Origin of the sequence: Pseudomonas juntendi (assembly GCF_009932375.1) — a bacterium.
GTDB lineage: Bacteria > Pseudomonadota > Gammaproteobacteria > Pseudomonadales > Pseudomonadaceae > Aquipseudomonas > Aquipseudomonas juntendi.
Window position 1 is genome coordinate 1 of the sequence record NZ_BLJG01000206.1, and the last position, 15,487, is coordinate 15,487.

At 62.8% G+C, this 15,487-nt stretch carries 16 protein-coding genes; 14 read left to right on the forward strand and 2 right to left on the reverse strand.

Annotated features, from left to right (window positions below; all coding sequences use genetic code 11):
* Positions 1 to 203 precede the first annotated feature (203 nt).
* From GYA94_RS21465 to GYA94_RS21475, 3 genes are read left to right on the forward strand one after another with little or no spacing between them, the layout of a single operon-like run.
* Positions 204 to 863: a paraquat-inducible protein A gene (locus tag GYA94_RS21465; protein ID WP_009682077.1), complete on the forward strand. Its 660-nt coding sequence runs from the start codon at positions 204 to 206 to the stop codon at positions 861 to 863.
* Positions 850 to 1,473 carry a paraquat-inducible protein A gene (locus tag GYA94_RS21470; RefSeq protein WP_009682078.1) on the forward strand — a complete coding sequence of 208 codons (624 nt, stop codon included), beginning with the start codon at positions 850 to 852 and terminating at the stop codon, positions 1,471 to 1,473. Before GYA94_RS21465 ends, GYA94_RS21470 begins: the two co-directional genes overlap by 14 nt.
* Positions 1,466 to 3,766, forward strand: a complete 2,301-nt coding sequence (locus GYA94_RS21475; protein ID WP_110679456.1) for a PqiB family protein — start codon at positions 1,466 to 1,468, stop codon at positions 3,764 to 3,766. The genes GYA94_RS21470 and GYA94_RS21475 overlap by 8 nt, the downstream gene beginning before the upstream one ends.
* A 149-nt stretch (positions 3,767 to 3,915) precedes the next feature.
* Here GYA94_RS21475 and rpsT read toward each other — a convergent pair whose 3' ends face one another.
* The gene (rpsT, locus tag GYA94_RS21480; RefSeq protein ID WP_003247625.1) at positions 3,916 to 4,194 is read right to left on the reverse strand and encodes a 30S ribosomal protein S20; all 279 of its coding nucleotides are present in this window, start codon (positions 4,192 to 4,194) and stop codon (positions 3,916 to 3,918) included.
* 250 nt (positions 4,195 to 4,444) lie between these two features.
* On the opposite strand from rpsT, the gene murJ reads away from it, so the two are divergent.
* The 6 genes from murJ (at position 4,445) to ispH (ending at position 11,780) form a co-directional block, all read left to right on the forward strand.
* Positions 4,445 to 5,983, forward strand: a complete 1,539-nt coding sequence (murJ, locus tag GYA94_RS21485) for a murein biosynthesis integral membrane protein MurJ (RefSeq protein WP_009682080.1) — start codon at positions 4,445 to 4,447, stop codon at positions 5,981 to 5,983.
* 118 nt (positions 5,984 to 6,101) lie between these two features.
* On the forward strand, positions 6,102 to 7,052 hold the full coding sequence (ribF, locus tag GYA94_RS21490; protein ID WP_110679455.1) for a bifunctional riboflavin kinase/FAD synthetase: 951 nt from the start codon (positions 6,102 to 6,104) through the stop codon (positions 7,050 to 7,052).
* Complete coding sequence (ileS, locus tag GYA94_RS21495) at positions 7,049 to 9,880, forward strand: isoleucine--tRNA ligase (RefSeq protein WP_054906125.1); 2,832 nt, start codon at positions 7,049 to 7,051, stop codon at positions 9,878 to 9,880. Before ribF ends, ileS begins: the two co-directional genes overlap by 4 nt.
* Entirely contained in the window at positions 9,873 to 10,388 is a 516-nt protein-coding gene (lspA, locus tag GYA94_RS21500) for a signal peptidase II (protein ID WP_003247609.1), read from the forward strand. Before ileS ends, lspA begins: the two co-directional genes overlap by 8 nt.
* The gene (fkpB, locus tag GYA94_RS21505; RefSeq protein ID WP_009682083.1) at positions 10,381 to 10,818 is read left to right on the forward strand and encodes an FKBP-type peptidyl-prolyl cis-trans isomerase; all 438 of its coding nucleotides are present in this window, start codon (positions 10,381 to 10,383) and stop codon (positions 10,816 to 10,818) included. Before lspA ends, fkpB begins: the two co-directional genes overlap by 8 nt.
* A 14-nt stretch (positions 10,819 to 10,832) precedes the next feature.
* Complete coding sequence (gene ispH / locus GYA94_RS21510; RefSeq protein ID WP_029886696.1) at positions 10,833 to 11,780, forward strand: 4-hydroxy-3-methylbut-2-enyl diphosphate reductase; 948 nt, start codon at positions 10,833 to 10,835, stop codon at positions 11,778 to 11,780.
* Positions 11,781 to 11,840: 60 nt separating this feature from the next.
* Here ispH and GYA94_RS21515 read toward each other — a convergent pair whose 3' ends face one another.
* Positions 11,841 to 12,329 (reverse strand): GspH/FimT family pseudopilin, encoded by a 489-nt coding sequence (locus GYA94_RS21515; RefSeq protein WP_029886697.1) that lies wholly within the window; start codon positions 12,327 to 12,329, stop codon positions 11,841 to 11,843.
* A gap of 110 nt (positions 12,330 to 12,439) precedes the next feature.
* On the opposite strand from GYA94_RS21515, the gene GYA94_RS21520 reads away from it, so the two are divergent.
* From GYA94_RS21520 to thiO, 5 genes are read left to right on the forward strand one after another with little or no spacing between them, the layout of a single operon-like run.
* Positions 12,440 to 12,622 (forward strand): prepilin-type N-terminal cleavage/methylation domain-containing protein, encoded by a 183-nt coding sequence (locus GYA94_RS21520; RefSeq protein ID WP_161893064.1) that lies wholly within the window; start codon positions 12,440 to 12,442, stop codon positions 12,620 to 12,622.
* A complete protein-coding gene (locus GYA94_RS21525; protein WP_110679453.1) occupies positions 12,619 to 13,257 on the forward strand; it encodes a PilW family protein in 639 nt (212 codons plus the stop codon). The genes GYA94_RS21520 and GYA94_RS21525 overlap by 4 nt, the downstream gene beginning before the upstream one ends.
* Positions 13,254 to 13,721, forward strand: a complete 468-nt coding sequence (locus tag GYA94_RS21530) for a hypothetical protein (RefSeq protein WP_161893065.1) — start codon at positions 13,254 to 13,256, stop codon at positions 13,719 to 13,721. Before GYA94_RS21525 ends, GYA94_RS21530 begins: the two co-directional genes overlap by 4 nt.
* A 1-nt stretch (position 13,722) precedes the next feature.
* On the forward strand, positions 13,723 to 14,112 hold the full coding sequence (locus GYA94_RS21535) for a type IV pilin protein (RefSeq protein ID WP_110679451.1): 390 nt from the start codon (positions 13,723 to 13,725) through the stop codon (positions 14,110 to 14,112).
* Positions 14,113 to 14,166: 54 nt separating this feature from the next.
* Entirely contained in the window at positions 14,167 to 15,264 is a 1,098-nt protein-coding gene (gene thiO / locus GYA94_RS21540) for a glycine oxidase ThiO (protein ID WP_161893066.1), read from the forward strand.
* Positions 15,265 to 15,487 lie beyond the last annotated feature (223 nt).

Consider the following 15,487-nt stretch of genomic DNA (forward strand, 5'->3'; position numbering starts at 1 on the left):
CCCCTATCTGCGCATGCAGGTAGGGGTTTTGTCTTTGTGGGCCAAAAATAATCCCCGGCACCATCACTGTGGGAGCGGGCGTGCCCGCGAACACCGGCGCAGCCGGTGCCATTCACCGCGCGGTGCGCTTCACCGGCACGCCGGCTCCCACAATTCGAGCCAGAACACTAGAATAGGCCCACGCACCTATTCAGAAGCACTCTATGTCCAATCCCGTTGAACCTGAATCGCTGGCCCGGTTGCCGCTGGAAGAGCTCGTGGCCTGCCACGAATGCGACCTGCTGCTGCGCAAGCCCGTGCTGCAACATGGTGAAAAGGCCCTCTGCCCGCGCTGCGGTTACGAGCTGTATGCTCACCGGCACAATGTGGTCAATCGCAGCCTGGCCCTGGTACTGACGGCCTTGTTGCTGTTCGTGCCAGCCAATTTTCTGCCCATCATGCAGCTGCACCTGCTTGGCCAAACGTCTGACGATACTGTCTGGAGTGGTGTGCTAGGCCTGTACAACTCGGAAATGCGTGGCGTGGCGGTGGTGGTTTTCCTTTGCAGCATGGCTATTCCACTAACCAAGTTGCTGTGCCAACTGGCTGTATTGCTGAGTATTCGCCTGAACGTGGGGCGCGGTTTGGGCCTGCTGTTCTACCGTATCTATCACCACCTGCGCGATTGGGGCATGCTCGAGGTCTATTTCATGGGTGTACTGGTGGCCATCGTCAAGCTGGTCGACCTGGCTGAATTGACCGTAGGGTTGGGGTTGTTCTGTTTTATCAGCCTGTTGTTGATCCAGGTTTGGCTGGAAGTGGTGATGTCACCGCACCAGATCTGGAGTGCGCTATCGGGGGAGGACCTGCATGCGGGCGATTGATGCGGGCATTCTGGTCTGCAATGAATGCCATGAGCTGAACCGGCAGGCGCCGGACAGTAAATCGCAAAGCTGCACACGTTGTGGCGCTGTAGTGCATGCGCGGCGTCCGAACAGCATCATGCGCACCTGGGCGCTGCTGATTGCCGCGTCGATTCTGTACATTCCGGCCAACGTGTTGCCCATCATGACCGTGAGTACCCTCGGCCAAGGCAGCCCGGACACGATCATGTCCGGGGTCATTACCTTGCTCAAGCACGGCATGGTGCCGATCGCTGCAGTGGTGTTCATTGCCAGCATCCTGGTGCCGACCTTCAAGCTGGTAGGCATCGGTTTGCTGCTGTACTCCGTACAACGGCGGCAGCCGCTTTCGGCCCGGCAACGGATATTCATGTACCGCTTCATCGAATTCATCGGGCGCTGGTCCATGCTGGATATCTTCGTCATTGCCATTCTCGTGGCAGTGGTGAATTTCGGCCGAATAGCCAGTGTCGAAGCCAATTTGGGCGCCGTCGCCTTCGCAACTGTGGTGATCCTGACAATGTTTGCTGCTTTAACTTTCGATCCCCGACTGATTTGGGATAACACGGAGTCGGATGACGACCATGAGTGACCTGCCAACGGCTAAAACCCGCCCAGCCTCGAACTGGTCGGCCATCTGGATCCTGCCTTTGATCGCCTTGATGATCGGTGGTTGGCTCGCTTGGCAGGCTTACCGCCAAGCCGGTGTGGAGATTGAAGTGCGCTTCGAGTCGGGCGACGGGATCGTCGCCAACAAGACCGAGGTGATCTACAAAGGGATGCCGGTTGGCAAGGTCAAGAGCCTGGTGCTCGATGCCGAGGGTGAGAACCAGGGTGTTATCGCCACGATCGAAATGAACAAGGATGCCGAGCCGCATCTGACCAAGGGGACGCGCTTCTGGCTGGTGAAGCCCAGTGTCACCCTGGCGGGCATTTCAGGCCTGGAGACCCTGGTGTCTGGTAACTACATCGCAGTCAGCCCGGGCGAAGGTGAGCCTACCAAGCGCTTTACCGCGCTGAAGGTGGCGCCGCCGCTGTCGGACAGCGAACCTGGCCTGCATCTTGTACTCAAGGCTGAACGGCTAGGTTCGCTCAACCGTGACAGCCCAGTGTTCTATAAACAGATCCAGGTCGGCCGGGTGAAGAGTTATCGCCTGTCCGAAGACCAGAGCACGGTGGAGGTCAAAGTATTCATCGAGCCGGCTTACGCCAGCCTGGTGCGCAAACACACGCGCTTCTGGAATGCCAGCGGGGTAAGCATCGACGCTTCGCTTTCGGGTGTAAAAGTGCGTAGCGAGTCGCTGTCGAGCATCGTTGCCGGTGGTATTGCCTTTGCAACCCCGGAGTATCGTAAAGACAGCCCGCCAACCGACCCCAGCCTGCCTTTTCGCCTGTATGAAGACTTCGATGCAGCTCAGGCGGGGATCCGGGTCAAGGTCAAGCTCACCGATTACGAAGGCCTGCAGGCGGGCCGTACCCCGGTCATGTACAAAGGCATCCAGGTTGGCTCGCTGAAAACGCTGAAGATGGAAGACAACCTGGCCAGCGCTTCGGCCGAGCTGACACTGGACCCGCTCACCGAGGACTACCTGGTGGAAGGGACCCAGTTCTGGGTGGTCAAGCCTTCGATTTCCCTGGCGGGTATCACGGGGCTGGAGGCGCTGGTAAAAGGTAACTACATCGCCATTCGCCCCGGCGAAAAGGGCGCGCGGCCAGAGCGCGAGTTCGAGGCGCGTGCCAAGGCGCCGCCGCTGGACCTCAAGGCGCCTGGCCTGCACATGGTGCTGTTCGCCGACACCCTCGGCTCGCTGGAGGTCGGCAGCCCGGTGATGTATCGCCAGGTCAAAGTGGGGAGCGTGCAAAGCTATCAGTTCGCCCGCAACAGTAACCGCATCCTCATTGGTGTGCACATCGAGAAAGAATACGAAAAACTGGTCAACGGTTCGTCGCGCTTCTGGAACGCCAGCGGTATTACCCTGACTGGCGGTTTGTCGGGCATCAAGGTGAAGAGCGAGTCACTGCAAACGCTGATGGCCGGTGGCATTGCCTTCGACACGCCGCGTGCGGATGTTCCGCTTAAGCGGCACATTCCGCGCTTCCGGCTGCACGAGAGCCAAGAGGCGGTGAACCGTGCGGGCACCTTGATCACCATCCGTGTCGACCGCGCGGATGGCCTGAAGCCAGGCACAGCGATTCGCTTCCGGGGCCTGGATGTGGGCAGCATCGAGAGCGTCGACTTGACCAATGACCTGCAGGCGGTGCTGCTGCGGGCGCGTATCACCGAAGCGGCGAATCGCATCGCCCGGGCCGGGACGCAGTTCTGGGTAGTCAAACCTGCGTTTGGCCTGGTGCGCACTGAGAACCTGGATACCCTGGTGACCGGCCAGTACCTGGAGGTGCAGCCGGCCACCAAAGACCGCGGGCCGCAAAGTGACTTCATTGCGCTGCCCGAGGCGCCGCAGGTGGCAGGGCCAGAGGTCGGCCTGCCGTTGACCCTCAGTGCACCACGCCGTGGCTCGATCAAGCCTGGGGTACCGGTTACATACCGCGAGGTAGCGGTGGGTAAAGTGACAGGCTTCGAGCTTGGGCAGAGTGCTGACCGCGTGCTGATCCATATCCTGATCGAGCCGCGTTATGCCGCGCTGGTGCGCAGTGGCAGCCGTTTCTGGAACACCAGCGGCTTCGGCTTCGACTGGGGGCTGTTCAAAGGCGCGACCGTGCGTACCGAGTCGCTGGAAACCGTGATCGATGGTGGCATCGCCTTCGCGACGCCGGACGGCGAGCGGATGGGCAACCCGGCCAGGCCGCAGCAGACCTTCGCCTTGTTCGACAAGGCCGAGGACGAGTGGCTGCAATGGGCGCCGAAGATTCAGCTAGGCAAGTAACAGCAGGCAAACACAGTCACTGGGGCTGCTTTGCAGCCCGGTGGCGACCAAGGCCGCTCCTGCAAAATTGCGGTTACACCTTGGCGCATGCCCAAATCGCAGGCAACAAAAAGCCGACCCTAGGGTCGGCTTTTCGACTTTAACGTCGCTTAGGCAGCTGCAGCTTCTTTCAGCGCCTTGATGTGGCCATTCAGACGGCCTTTGTGACGAGCAGCCTTGTTCTTGTGGATGATACCTTTGTCGGCCATGCGGTCGATTACAGGTACAGCCAGAACATAAGCGGCTTGTGCTTTTTCAGCGTCTTTTGCGTCAATGGCTTTAACTACATTCTTGATGTAGGTGCGGACCATGGAACGCAGGCTGGCGTTGTGGCTGCGACGCTTCTCAGCCTGTTTTGCACGTTTCTTGGCGGAAGGTGTGTTGGCCACCGTCGAGCTCCTCGAAAGACTTTAGGTAAATAGCAAACAAAATAGGCCGCGAATCATGCCGATCAGTCGAGCGGATGTCAAGGCCACCTGCAAGGTTCCGCCGAGCGGTGCGCCAACAAGCGGGAAAGATTCCTTTCTGCTGCGCGACCTGTACACTCGGGAATTTTTGGCTCCCCTGCGAAGGCGCGGGAGTATCGCACATTCGGATGCTGTCTGGCAGCGTCCTCTGTCAATGGCGTGAATCTTTTCGATGAACCTGCTCAAATCCCTGGCTGCAGTAAGCTCGATCACCATGATTTCGCGGGTGCTGGGCTTCATTCGCGACACCATTCTGGCGCGTATCTTCGGTGCCGGCATTGCCACCGACGCTTTCTTCATCGCTTTCAAGTTGCCCAACCTGCTGCGGCGCATTTTCGCCGAAGGTGCATTCTCCCAGGCCTTCGTGCCGATCCTGGCCGAATACAAGACGCAGCAAGGCGAGGAGGCGACCCGCACTTTCGTTGCCTATATCACCGGTTTGCTCACCCTGGTCCTGGCGCTGGTGACCGCCATCGGCATCCTGGCGGCACCCTGGGTGGTGTGGGCCACGGCCCCGGGGTTTGTCGACAGCACGGAAAAGTACGAACTGACCACTGCCCTGTTGCGGGTGACCTTTCCTTATATATTGCTGATCTCCCTGTCGTCCCTGGCCGGGGCGATCCTCAATACCTGGAACCGTTTCTCGGTACCGGCCTTTACCCCGACCTTGCTCAACGTGGCGATGATCGCCTTCGCGGTGCTGCTCACGCCGTACTTCAACCCGCCGATCATGGCCCTGGCCTGGGGCGTACTGGCCGGTGGCCTGGCGCAACTGTTGTACCAGTTGCCGGCGCTGAAGAAGATCGGCATGCTCGTGCTGCCCCGCCTGAACCTGCGCGATACCGGCGTGTGGCGGGTGCTCAAGCAGATGCTGCCGGCCATTCTCGGGGTGTCGGTGAGCCAGATCTCGCTGATCATCAACACCATCTTCGCCTCGTTCCTGGTGGCTGGCTCGGTATCCTGGATGTATTACGCCGACCGCCTGATGGAGCTGCCTTCCGGCGTGCTGGGCGTGGCCTTGGGTACCATCCTGCTGCCGACCCTGGCCAAAACCTACGCCAACAAGGACCGCGAGGAGTATTCGCGGATCCTCGACTGGGGCCTGCGCCTGTGCTTCCTGCTGGTGTTGCCGTGCACCCTGGCACTGGCCATTCTGGCCGAGCCGCTGACCGTGGCGCTGTTTCAGTATGGCAAGTTCAGCGCGTTCGATGCCGCCATGACCCAGCGGGCGCTGATGGCCTATTCGGTGGGCTTGCTGGCGATCATTCTGGTCAAGGTACTGGCACCCGGCTTTTATGCGCAGCAGAATATCCGCACGCCGGTGAAGATCGCGGTCTTCACCCTGGTCTGCACCCAGCTGTTCAACCTGGCCCTGGTCGGCCCGCTGGCGCATGCCGGGCTGGCCTTGGCCATCAGCCTGGGTGCCTGCCTGAATGCCGGTTTGCTGTTCTGGAAGCTGCGCAGTCAGCGCCTGTTCGAGCCGCAGCCGGGCTGGGCGATGTTCCTGGCCAAGCTGGTGCTGGCCGTGGCGCTGATGTCGGCAGTGCTGCTGGTGGGCATGCACTACATGCCGGCCTGGGAGCAGGGCATCATGCTGCAGCGCTTCATGCGCCTCGGCGTGCTGATCGTGGCGGGGGTCGTGACCTATTTCGGCTGTTTGTTCCTGTGCGGTTTCCGCCCCCGGCATTTCGCTCGCAAGGCCTTGCACTAGGGCTACCTGCGGGTCAGGCGTCGGTTTTTCGCATTCCACGCCGCCCCTGGGCGCTGCTGCCTGTCACCGGCGCCCGGGTGTGGTTATAATCGGCCACTTTATGAGCAAGAAGCGCGTTATGCAGCTGGTTCGAGGTCTTCACAACCTGCGCCCCGAGCACCGGGGCTGTGTCGCCACCATTGGCAACTTCGACGGGGTTCACCGTGGCCACCAGGCAATCCTGGCGCGCCTGCGCGAGCGCGGCCAGGCCTTGGGCCTGCCGACCTGCGTGGTGGTCTTCGAACCGCAACCGCGCGAGTACTTCGCGCCCGATACCGCACCTGCGCGCCTGGCCCGCCTGCGCGACAAGCTCGAGCTGCTGGCCGCCGAAGGCATCGACCGGGTGCTGTGCCTGGCCTTCAACCAGCGCCTGAGCAAGCTCGGCGCCGGTGCGTTCGTCAAGACCATCCTGGTCGATGGCCTGGGCGTGCGTCACCTCGAAGTGGGCGACGATTTCCGCTTTGGCTGCGACCGCGCCGGCGACTTCGCCTTCCTGGTCGAGGCCGGCAAGCAATATGGCTTTACCGTCGAAGCTGCCAACACCGTGATTCAGGACGGCCTGCGGGTCAGCAGCACCGAAGTGCGCCAGGCCTTGGCCGACGGCAACTTCGAGCTGGCCGAGCACCTGCTGGGCCGCCCGTACCGCATTACCGGCCGTGTGTTGCACGGCCAGAAGCTGGCTCGCCAGCTTGGCACGCCCACTGCCAACATCCAGCTCAAGCGCCGCCGCGTACCGCTGTCCGGGGTCTACCTGGCCAGCATCGAAATCGACGGCAAGGCCTGGCCGGGTGTCGGCAACATTGGCGTGCGCCCCACCGTTGCCGGTGATGGGCGCCCGCACCTGGAAATTCATCTGCTTGACTATGCCGGCGACCTTTACGGCCGGCGCCTTACGGTGGAGTTCCACCACAAGCTGCGTGAAGAGCAGCGATTCGCCTCCCTGGAGGCGCTGAAGTCGGCGATCGATGCGGATATCGCCGCCGCACGTGCACATTGGCACGCTCAACCGCTAACGAAGAGCCTGAAATGACCGACTACAAAGCCACGCTTAACCTTCCGGACACCGCCTTCCCCATGAAGGCCGGCCTGCCTCAGCGCGAACCGCAGATCCTGCAGCGCTGGGACAGCATTGGCCTGTACCAGAAGCTGCGCGAAATTGGCAAGGATCGTCCAAAGTTCGTCCTGCACGACGGCCCGCCCTATGCCAACGGCAAGATTCACATCGGTCATGCGCTGAACAAAATCCTCAAGGACATGATCGTCCGTTCCAAGACCCTGGCCGGTTTCGACGCGCCGTACGTGCCGGGTTGGGACTGCCATGGCCTGCCGATCGAGCACAAGGTCGAAGTTACCCACGGCAAGCACCTGTCGGCCGACCGCACCCGCGAGCTGTGCCGCGAGTATGCTGCCGAGCAGATCGAAGGGCAGAAGACCGAGTTCATTCGCCTGGGCGTGCTGGGTGACTGGGACAACCCGTACAAGACCATGAACTTCGCCAACGAGGCGGGTGAAATCCGTGCCCTGGCCGAAATGGTCAAGCAAGGTTTCGTGTTCAAGGGCCTGAAACCGGTGAACTGGTGCTTCGACTGCGGTTCGGCGCTGGCTGAGGCGGAAGTCGAGTACGCCGATAAAAAATCCCAGACCATCGACGTGGCCTTCCCGGTTGCCGACGAAGCCAAGCTGGCTGCCGCCTTCGGCCTGGCGTCGCTGGCCAAGCCTGCCGCCATCGTGATCTGGACCACCACCCCGTGGACCATTCCAGCCAACCAGGCGTTGAACATCCATCCCGAGTTCACCTACGCCCTGGTCGACACCGGTGAGCGCCTGCTGGTGCTGGCTGAAGAGCTGGTCGAGTCGTGCCTCAAGCGTTACAACCTGGAAGGCTCGGTCATCGCTACCGCCCAAGGCGCGGCGCTGGAGCTGGTCAACTTCCGTCACCCGCTCTACGACCGCCTGTCGCCGGTGTACCTGGCCGACTACGTCGAGCTGGGCGCCGGTACCGGGGTGGTGCACTCCGCGCCAGCCTACGGTGAAGACGACTTCGTCACCTGCAAGCGTTACGGCATGGTCAACGATGACATCCTTACCCCGGTGCAGAGCAACGGTGTGTATGTCGAGTCGCTGCCATTCTTCGGCGGCCAGTTCATCTGGAAGGCCAACCCGGCCATCGTCGAGAAACTCGGTGAAGTCGGTGCGCTGATGCACACCGAAACCATCAGCCACAGCTATATGCACTGCTGGCGCCATAAAACCCCACTGATCTACCGCGCTACCGCGCAGTGGTTCGTGGGTATGGACAAGCAGCCGACTACCGGCGAGCCGCTGCGTGAGCGCGCGCTGAAAGCCATCGAGCAAACCAAGTTCGTTCCGGCCTGGGGCCAGGCACGCCTGCACGCGATGATCGCCAACCGCCCAGACTGGTGCATTTCGCGTCAGCGCAACTGGGGCGTACCGATTCCGTTCTTCCTGCACAAGCAGACCGGCGAGCTGCACCCGCGCACCGTCGAACTGATGGAAGAAGTGGCCAAGCGCGTCGAGCAGCAGGGCATCGAAGCCTGGTTCAAGCTGGACGCTGCCGAACTGCTGGGCGCTGAAGCCGAGCAGTACGACAAGATCGCCGACACCCTCGACGTGTGGTTCGATTCGGGCACCACCCACTGGCACGTGCTGCGTGGCTCCCACAACATCGGCCACGCCACCGGCCCGCGCGCCGACCTGTACCTGGAAGGCTCCGACCAGCACCGCGGCTGGTTCCACTCGTCCTTGCTGACCGGTTGCGCCATCGACAACCATGCGCCGTACCGCGAGCTGCTGACCCACGGCTTCACCGTGGACGAAAACGGCCGCAAGATGTCCAAGTCGCTGGGCAACACCATCGAGCCGGAGAAGGTCAACAACACCTTGGGCGCCGACATCCTGCGCCTGTGGGTTTCGGCTACCGACTATTCCGGTGAAATGGCCGTTTCCGAGCAGATCCTGCAGCGCAGCGCCGACGCCTACCGGCGTATCCGCAATACCGCACGCTTCCTGCTCTCGAACCTGTCCGGTTTCGACCCGGCCCGCGACCTGCTGGCCCCGCAAGACATGTTGGCGCTGGACCGCTGGGCCGTGGACCGCACCTTGTTGCTGCAACGCGAACTCGAAGAGCACTACAGCGAGTACCGTTTCTGGAACGTGTACTCCAAGGTGCACAACTTCTGCGTGCAGGAGCTGGGCGGCTTCTACCTCGACATCATCAAGGACCGCCAGTACACCACCGGCGCCAACAGTGTCGCCCGCCGTTCCTGCCAGACTGCGCTGTATCACATCAGCGAAGCGCTGGTGCGCTGGATCGCACCGATCCTGGCGTTCACCGCCGACGAAATCTGGCAGTACCTGCCGGGCGAGCGCAACGAGTCGGTCATGCTCAATGGCTGGTACCAGGGCCTGAGCGAGCTGCCGGAAGGCACCGAGCTGGACCGTGGCTACTGGGACCGCGTCATGGCGGTGAAGGCCTCGGTCAACAAGGAGCTGGAAAACCAGCGTACCGCCAAAGTCATCGGCGGCAACCTGCAGGCTGAAGTGACCCTGTACGCCGATGAGGGCCTGAGCGCCGACCTGGGCAAGCTGGGCGACGAGCTGCGCTTTGTGCTGATCACCTCCGCTGCCAGCGTGGTGCCATTTGCCCAGGCGCCTGCCGAAGCGGTTGCCACCGAAGTCGAGGGCCTGAAACTGCAGGTGGTCAAGTCCGGCCACGCCAAGTGCGGCCGTTGCTGGCACTTCCGTGCCGACGTTGGCAGCCACCCGGAGCACCCGGAAATCTGCAGCCGTTGCGTCGACAACCTGACCGGCTCGGGTGAGGTGCGCCACTATGCCTAACCCTGCAGCGGGCCGCTTCGGGCGCCTCGCATGGCTGTGGCTGAGCTTGCTGGTCCTGGTCATCGACCAGGCCACCAAGCTGTATTTCAACAACGCCCTGACCATGTACCAGCAGATCGTCGTCATACCTGACTACTTCAGCTGGACCCTGGCCTACAACACCGGAGCCGCGTTCAGCTTCCTGGCCGACGGCGCCGGCTGGCAGCGCTGGTTGTTCGCCCTGATCGCCGTGGTGGTCAGCGCAGTGCTGGTGGTGTGGCTCAAGCGCCTGGGGCGCAATGAAACCTGGCTGGCCGTGGCGCTGGCGCTGGTGCTCGGTGGGGCGATCGGCAACCTGTACGATCGCATCGTGCTGGGCCATGTGGTCGACTTCATCCTGGTGCACTGGCAGAACCGCCACTACTTCCCGGCTTTCAACGTGGCCGACAGCGCCATCACCGTTGGTGCGGTAATGCTGGCGCTGGATATGTTCAAGAGCAAGAAGTCCGAGGATCCGGTCCATGACTGACACCCGTATCGGCCAGAACACCGAAGTCACCCTGCACTTCGCGCTGCACCTGGAAAACGGCGACACCGTAGACAGCACGTTCGACAAGGCCCCGGCAACCTTCAAGGTAGGCGATGGCAACCTGTTGCCGGGCTTCGAGAACGCCCTGTTCGGCTTCAAGGCCGGTGACAAGCGTACGCTGCAGGTTGCGCCAGAAAATGCCTTCGGCCAGCCCAACCCGCAAAACGTGCAAGTCATGCCGCGGTCCAACTTCGAAGGCATGGAGCTGTCCGACGGGCTGTTGATCATCTTCAACGACGCCGCCAACGCCGAACTGCCAGGGGTGGTCAAAGCGTTCGACGACGACCAGGTGACCATCGACTTCAATCACCCACTGGCTGGCAAGACCCTGACCTTCGAGGTGGAGATCCTCGAGGTGAAGGCCCTGTAAGCCTGGAGCCGAGCATGCAAATCAAACTCGCCAACCCTCGCGGCTTCTGCGCGGGGGTCGACCGGGCGATCGAGATCGTCAACCGCGCGCTGGAAGTCTTCGGCCCGCCGATCTACGTGCGCCATGAAGTGGTGCACAACAAGTTCGTCGTCGAAGACCTGCGCAACCGTGGCGCCGTCTTCGTCGAGGAGCTGGACCAGGTGCCGGATGATGTCATCGTCATCTTCAGTGCCCACGGTGTTTCCCAGGCTGTGCGCCAGGAAGCTGCTGGCCGTGGCCTGAAAGTGTTCGATGCCACTTGCCCACTGGTGACCAAGGTGCATATCGAAGTCGCCAAGTACAGCCGCGATGGCCGTGAGTGCATTCTCATCGGCCACGAAGGGCACCCGGAAGTCGAAGGCACCATGGGCCAGTACGACCCCAGCAACGGTGGCGCCATCTACCTTGTCGAAGACGAGGAAGACGTGGCCAAGCTGCAGGTGCGCGACCCGGACCACCTGGCTTTCGTCACCCAGACCACCCTGTCGATGGATGACACCAGCCGTGTGATCGACGCCCTGCGTGCGCGCTTCCCGAACATTGGTGGCCCGCGCAAGGACGACATTTGCTACGCCACGCAAAACCGCCAGGACGCCGTCAAGCAACTGGCCGATGAAAGTGACGTAGTGCTGGTGGTTGGCAGCCCGAACAGCTCCAACTCCAACCGGCTGCGCGAGCTGGCCGAGCGCATGGGCACCCCGGCCTACCTGATCGATGGCGCCGAGGACCTGCAACGCGGCTGGTTCGACCAGGCTGCGCGTATCGGCATCACCGCCGGTGCGTCGGCCCCGGAAGTGCTGGTGCGTGGTGTGATCGAACAGCTCAAGGCCTGGGGGGCTACCGGCGCTGAAGAGCTTGATGGGCGGGAAGAGAACATCACGTTCTCGATGCCCAAAGAGCTGCGGGTTCGCTCGCTGATCTGACCGGCCAGGGCTTAGGTGCACGAGCGGCCTTGCGCGACGCAAGGCTGCTCGATAAGCGCGTTAGCCGGGGCAGCGCTGATTGTCGCGGTGCTCAGCCAGCAAGTTGACCCTCCCTGAAGAGGCCATCACCACTTGGTGGCGGCTGCTGGCCGCCGAGCGCTCGCACACTTCCAGGGTGATGGCGAACCAGCCGTTGCCCAGCTTCATTGGCACACCCAGGGCACTGAACTTGAACTGTTCGTCGCTGTTGCCGACGATTACCAGCGGCCTGGCCAGGCGCTGCTCACGCAGTACTTGCCGGTTGTGCTCCAGGGCTACACGCCAACCATTTCCCCAATTGCCATCCAGCGCCTGCACCAGCACCGGTTGCCCCTGCAACAGCGCGTGGCTACGGGCGCTACGCAGTGCCTGGGCCAAGTCGCGCGCCACCGCCGCCCGCTGCAGGTCATCGCTCATCCTGGCGTAGGCCGGTAGGCCGATCTGCGTCAGCAACGTCGCCACAGCCAAGGCCGACAACATCTGTATCAGTGTTACCCCACGTTGCTTCACCGTGCATTCCTCCCAGGAAGTGCTTCGCTAATAGCTTCTCGGTGGCTGGCCAGGAGGTCCAGTCGCTCAAGTTGAAGGCTATAGCGGGAAAAATCGCAGGAGGTGCAGGGATGCACGCATGGCAAAAGGGCATGACGCTGCTGGAGGTGTTGTTGGCGTTGGTGGTCGTGGCCGTGGGCATGTTCGCCGCTGCGGGGCTGCAACTGCAGGCCTTGCAAGCCACAGACAGTGCGCGCCGCGATGGGCAGGCGGCAATGGCGGCACACAGTGAGCTTGAAAGGGCACGGCGATGAGGCGCCGGCAAACGGGTGCTGGTTTGCTTGAGTTGCTGCTGGCGCTGACCATCGGGTTGATGGTGCTGGTGGCGGCCAGCCAGCTGTTCGCCTCTGTGCACCAAGCCTGGCGGCTGCAAGGCGCCGCCCTGCGCATGCAAGGGGAGGCGCGCCAGGCGCTGCTGCGCATGGCCCAGGATATTCGCATGGCGGGCATGTTTGGCTGTTTGCGCCTGAAACCTGGCGACTTTCCGGCCCAGGCTGTGCCGCCTGGCTTCGCCCGGCCAATGGAGCTGGGGCCGTCCAGCTTGAGCCTGATGGTCGCCGAGTTGCCGGGGCATACCGGCGACCCGGACTGGACCTTGCTGACCAACTGTATCGACGAGGTCAAGGTGCTGAGCCGCCGGGCACAGGCTAGCGCCACACAGATGGCGGTGCCCATCAGCCATCACCATTATGCGCACAGCGGCGGCAGGCTGTATTTCAAGCGCCGGGGCAACAATCAGCCGCTGGTCGAGCATGTGCGGGAGCTGCGCATCGTGCAGGTTGCCGGTGAGCGGGTGGATATTCAGCTGACCTTGTATGAGCCCACGCTGCAACTTGAGCAGCACCACGCGTTGAGCGTGGCATTGCGCAACCCGGTACCGGCTTCATGAGCCGCCAGCGGGGTGTGGTGCTGCTGTTGGCCTTGGTCCTGAGCCTCCTGCTCGGCCTGCTGGCCGCATCGGCGCTGCGCGACGCGCTGGTCGAAACGCGTATGAATGGTTACCTGAGCGATGGCCTGCACGCACTGGAAGAGGCCGAGGCCGCCTTGCAGGCCGGGGTGCGCAAGCTGGAACAGGGCCCGCCGCCGCCCTCGTGCAATGCCTGCCTGCCGCCACCACAGCCACACGACCTGGCTGGCCAGTGGCAAGCCACTCCGACCGGCTATTTCCAGCTACAAAACCTGGGCATCAGCCAGCGCGCTGCCCACGTGCCCGAAGGGCAGGCGGTCACCCTGTTGCGCATTACTGCCGTCAGCAAGCAAAGCCAATCCAGGCATGTACTGGAGGCGGTCTACGCCGCAGCCGACGGCACAGTCCAGCGCATCACCTGGCGACAGAGACTGAGAGGAGACTGACATGCAGCAAGGTTTGAGCCTGATGGAGTTGTTGATTGTCCTGGCCGTGACCGGCATTCTGGCAGCCATTGCCTACCCCAGTTACAGCGACCAGCTTCGGCGAGCCGCGCGCAGCGAAGTGGTTGGCCTGTTGCACGATGCCGCCCTGCGCCTGGAGCGCCACCGCGTACGCACCGGCCAATACGCCGAGGGCGACCCGGCGCTGCCCGGCGGCACCCGCCATTACAGCCTGCAGGCGCAACGCGACAGCGACACCTTCACGCTGCGCGCCCGGCGCTTGCCGCATGGGCTGATGGCGCAGGATGGCTGTGGCGACTTCCAGCTGGACCAGGCAGGGGTGCAGCGCAACCTGGGTGCCGTTGAGCACAGCGCGCACTGCTGGGGGAGCTGAAGGTTGAATGGTGCCCGGCGCATCGCGGTTTTACTTCAGGTGTTGGATCGACAGATGAGCAAGCAAGTAGTGGTGGTTGGCGGCGGGGTGATCGGCCTGTTGACGGCGTTCAACCTGGCGGCCAAGGTCGGCCATGTGGTGGTGTGCGATCAGGGCGAGGTCGGCCGTGAGTCGTCGTGGGCCGGTGGCGGCATCGTTTCGCCGCTGTACCCGTGGCGCTACAGCCCGGCAGTGACTGCCCTGGCGCACTGGTCACAGGACTTTTATCCGCAGTTGGGCGAACGCTTGTTCGCCAGCACCGGTGTCGACCCCGAAGTGCACACCACTGGCCTGTACTGGCTGGACCTGGATGACGAAGCTCAAGCGCTGGCCTGGGCCGAGCGCGAACAGCGGCCGTTGAGTGCGGTGGATATCTCGGCAGCCTATGACGCGGTGCCGGTACTGGGCCCGGGTTTCAAGCGCGCCATCTACATGGCGGGCGTGGCCAATGTGCGCAACCCGCGCCTGGTGAAATCGCTGAAGGCGGCGTTGCTGGCGATGCCGAACGTGACTTTGCGCGAGCACTGCCAGATCACCGGTTTCGCCCAGCAAGGCGGGCGTGTGGCCGGGGTGCAGACGGCCGACGGTGTGCTGGCGGCGGATGAGGTGGTGCTCAGTGCTGGCGCCTGGAGTGGCGACCTGTTGCGTACGCTTGGCCTGGCGCTGCCGGTGGAGCCAGTGAAGGGCCAGATGATTCTGTTCAAATGTGCCGAAGACTTCCTGCCGAGCATGGTGCTGGCCAAGGGGCGCTATGCGATCCCGCGGCGTGATGGGCACATTCTGGTGGGCAGTACGCTTGAGCATGCCGGGTATGACAAGACCCCCACCGGGGATGCACTGCAGAGCCTGAAGGCTTCGGCGGTGGAGTTGTTGCCTGAGCTGGAAGGGGCCACCGTGGTGGCGCACTGGGCCGGGCTGCGGCCGGGGTCGCCTGAGGGCATTCCGTATATCGGGCCGGTGCCGGGGCATGCGGGGTTGTGGTTGAACTGCGGGCACTACCGGAACGGGTTGGTGCTGGCGCCGGCTTCGTGCCAGCTGTTCACCGATTTGCTGACCGGTGCCGAACCGATCATCGACCCGGCGCCCTATGCCCCAGCGGGGCGTTTGGGCTGAGAATGCCGGGGCCGCTGTGCGGCCCTATCGCAGGCAAGCCAGCTCCCACGGGGATCGCATCAGGGCTGACAGGTGTTTGCCACAAGGTATGCAGCGCCTGTTAGAGCGAGCGCCGCCCGCGCGGCGCTCAATCTCACAGGCACTGAAGATGCAGCGGCTACCCTTGCCAGGAACCATAGAATCTCCCACAGGGGTGTGATGTTGCCTGAACGATAGAGGCTGG

Excerpts from the sequence above, each read along its gene's own strand:
- GYA94_RS21475 (WP_110679456.1), top strand. The coding sequence starts at position 1,466 with ATGAGTGACCTGCCAACGGCTAAAACCCGCCCAGCCTCGAACTGGTCG.
- GYA94_RS21530 (WP_161893065.1), top strand. The coding sequence starts at position 13,254 with ATGAGCCGCCAGCGGGGTGTGGTGCTGCTGTTGGCCTTGGTCCTGAGC.
- thiO (WP_161893066.1), top strand. The coding sequence starts at position 14,167 with ATGAGCAAGCAAGTAGTGGTGGTTGGCGGCGGGGTGATCGGCCTGTTG.
- GYA94_RS21470 (WP_009682078.1), top strand. The coding sequence starts at position 850 with ATGCGGGCGATTGATGCGGGCATTCTGGTCTGCAATGAATGCCATGAG.
- ispH (WP_029886696.1), top strand. The coding sequence starts at position 10,833 with ATGCAAATCAAACTCGCCAACCCTCGCGGCTTCTGCGCGGGGGTCGAC.
- lspA (WP_003247609.1), top strand. The coding sequence starts at position 9,873 with ATGCCTAACCCTGCAGCGGGCCGCTTCGGGCGCCTCGCATGGCTGTGG.
- GYA94_RS21520 (WP_161893064.1), top strand. The coding sequence starts at position 12,440 with ATGCACGCATGGCAAAAGGGCATGACGCTGCTGGAGGTGTTGTTGGCG.
- ribF (WP_110679455.1), top strand. The coding sequence starts at position 6,102 with ATGCAGCTGGTTCGAGGTCTTCACAACCTGCGCCCCGAGCACCGGGGC.
- GYA94_RS21525 (WP_110679453.1), top strand. The coding sequence starts at position 12,619 with ATGAGGCGCCGGCAAACGGGTGCTGGTTTGCTTGAGTTGCTGCTGGCG.
- fkpB (WP_009682083.1), top strand. The coding sequence starts at position 10,381 with ATGACTGACACCCGTATCGGCCAGAACACCGAAGTCACCCTGCACTTC.
- GYA94_RS21465 (WP_009682077.1), top strand. The coding sequence starts at position 204 with ATGTCCAATCCCGTTGAACCTGAATCGCTGGCCCGGTTGCCGCTGGAA.
- GYA94_RS21535 (WP_110679451.1), top strand. The coding sequence starts at position 13,723 with ATGCAGCAAGGTTTGAGCCTGATGGAGTTGTTGATTGTCCTGGCCGTG.
- murJ (WP_009682080.1), top strand. The coding sequence starts at position 4,445 with ATGAACCTGCTCAAATCCCTGGCTGCAGTAAGCTCGATCACCATGATT.
- ileS (WP_054906125.1), top strand. The coding sequence starts at position 7,049 with ATGACCGACTACAAAGCCACGCTTAACCTTCCGGACACCGCCTTCCCC.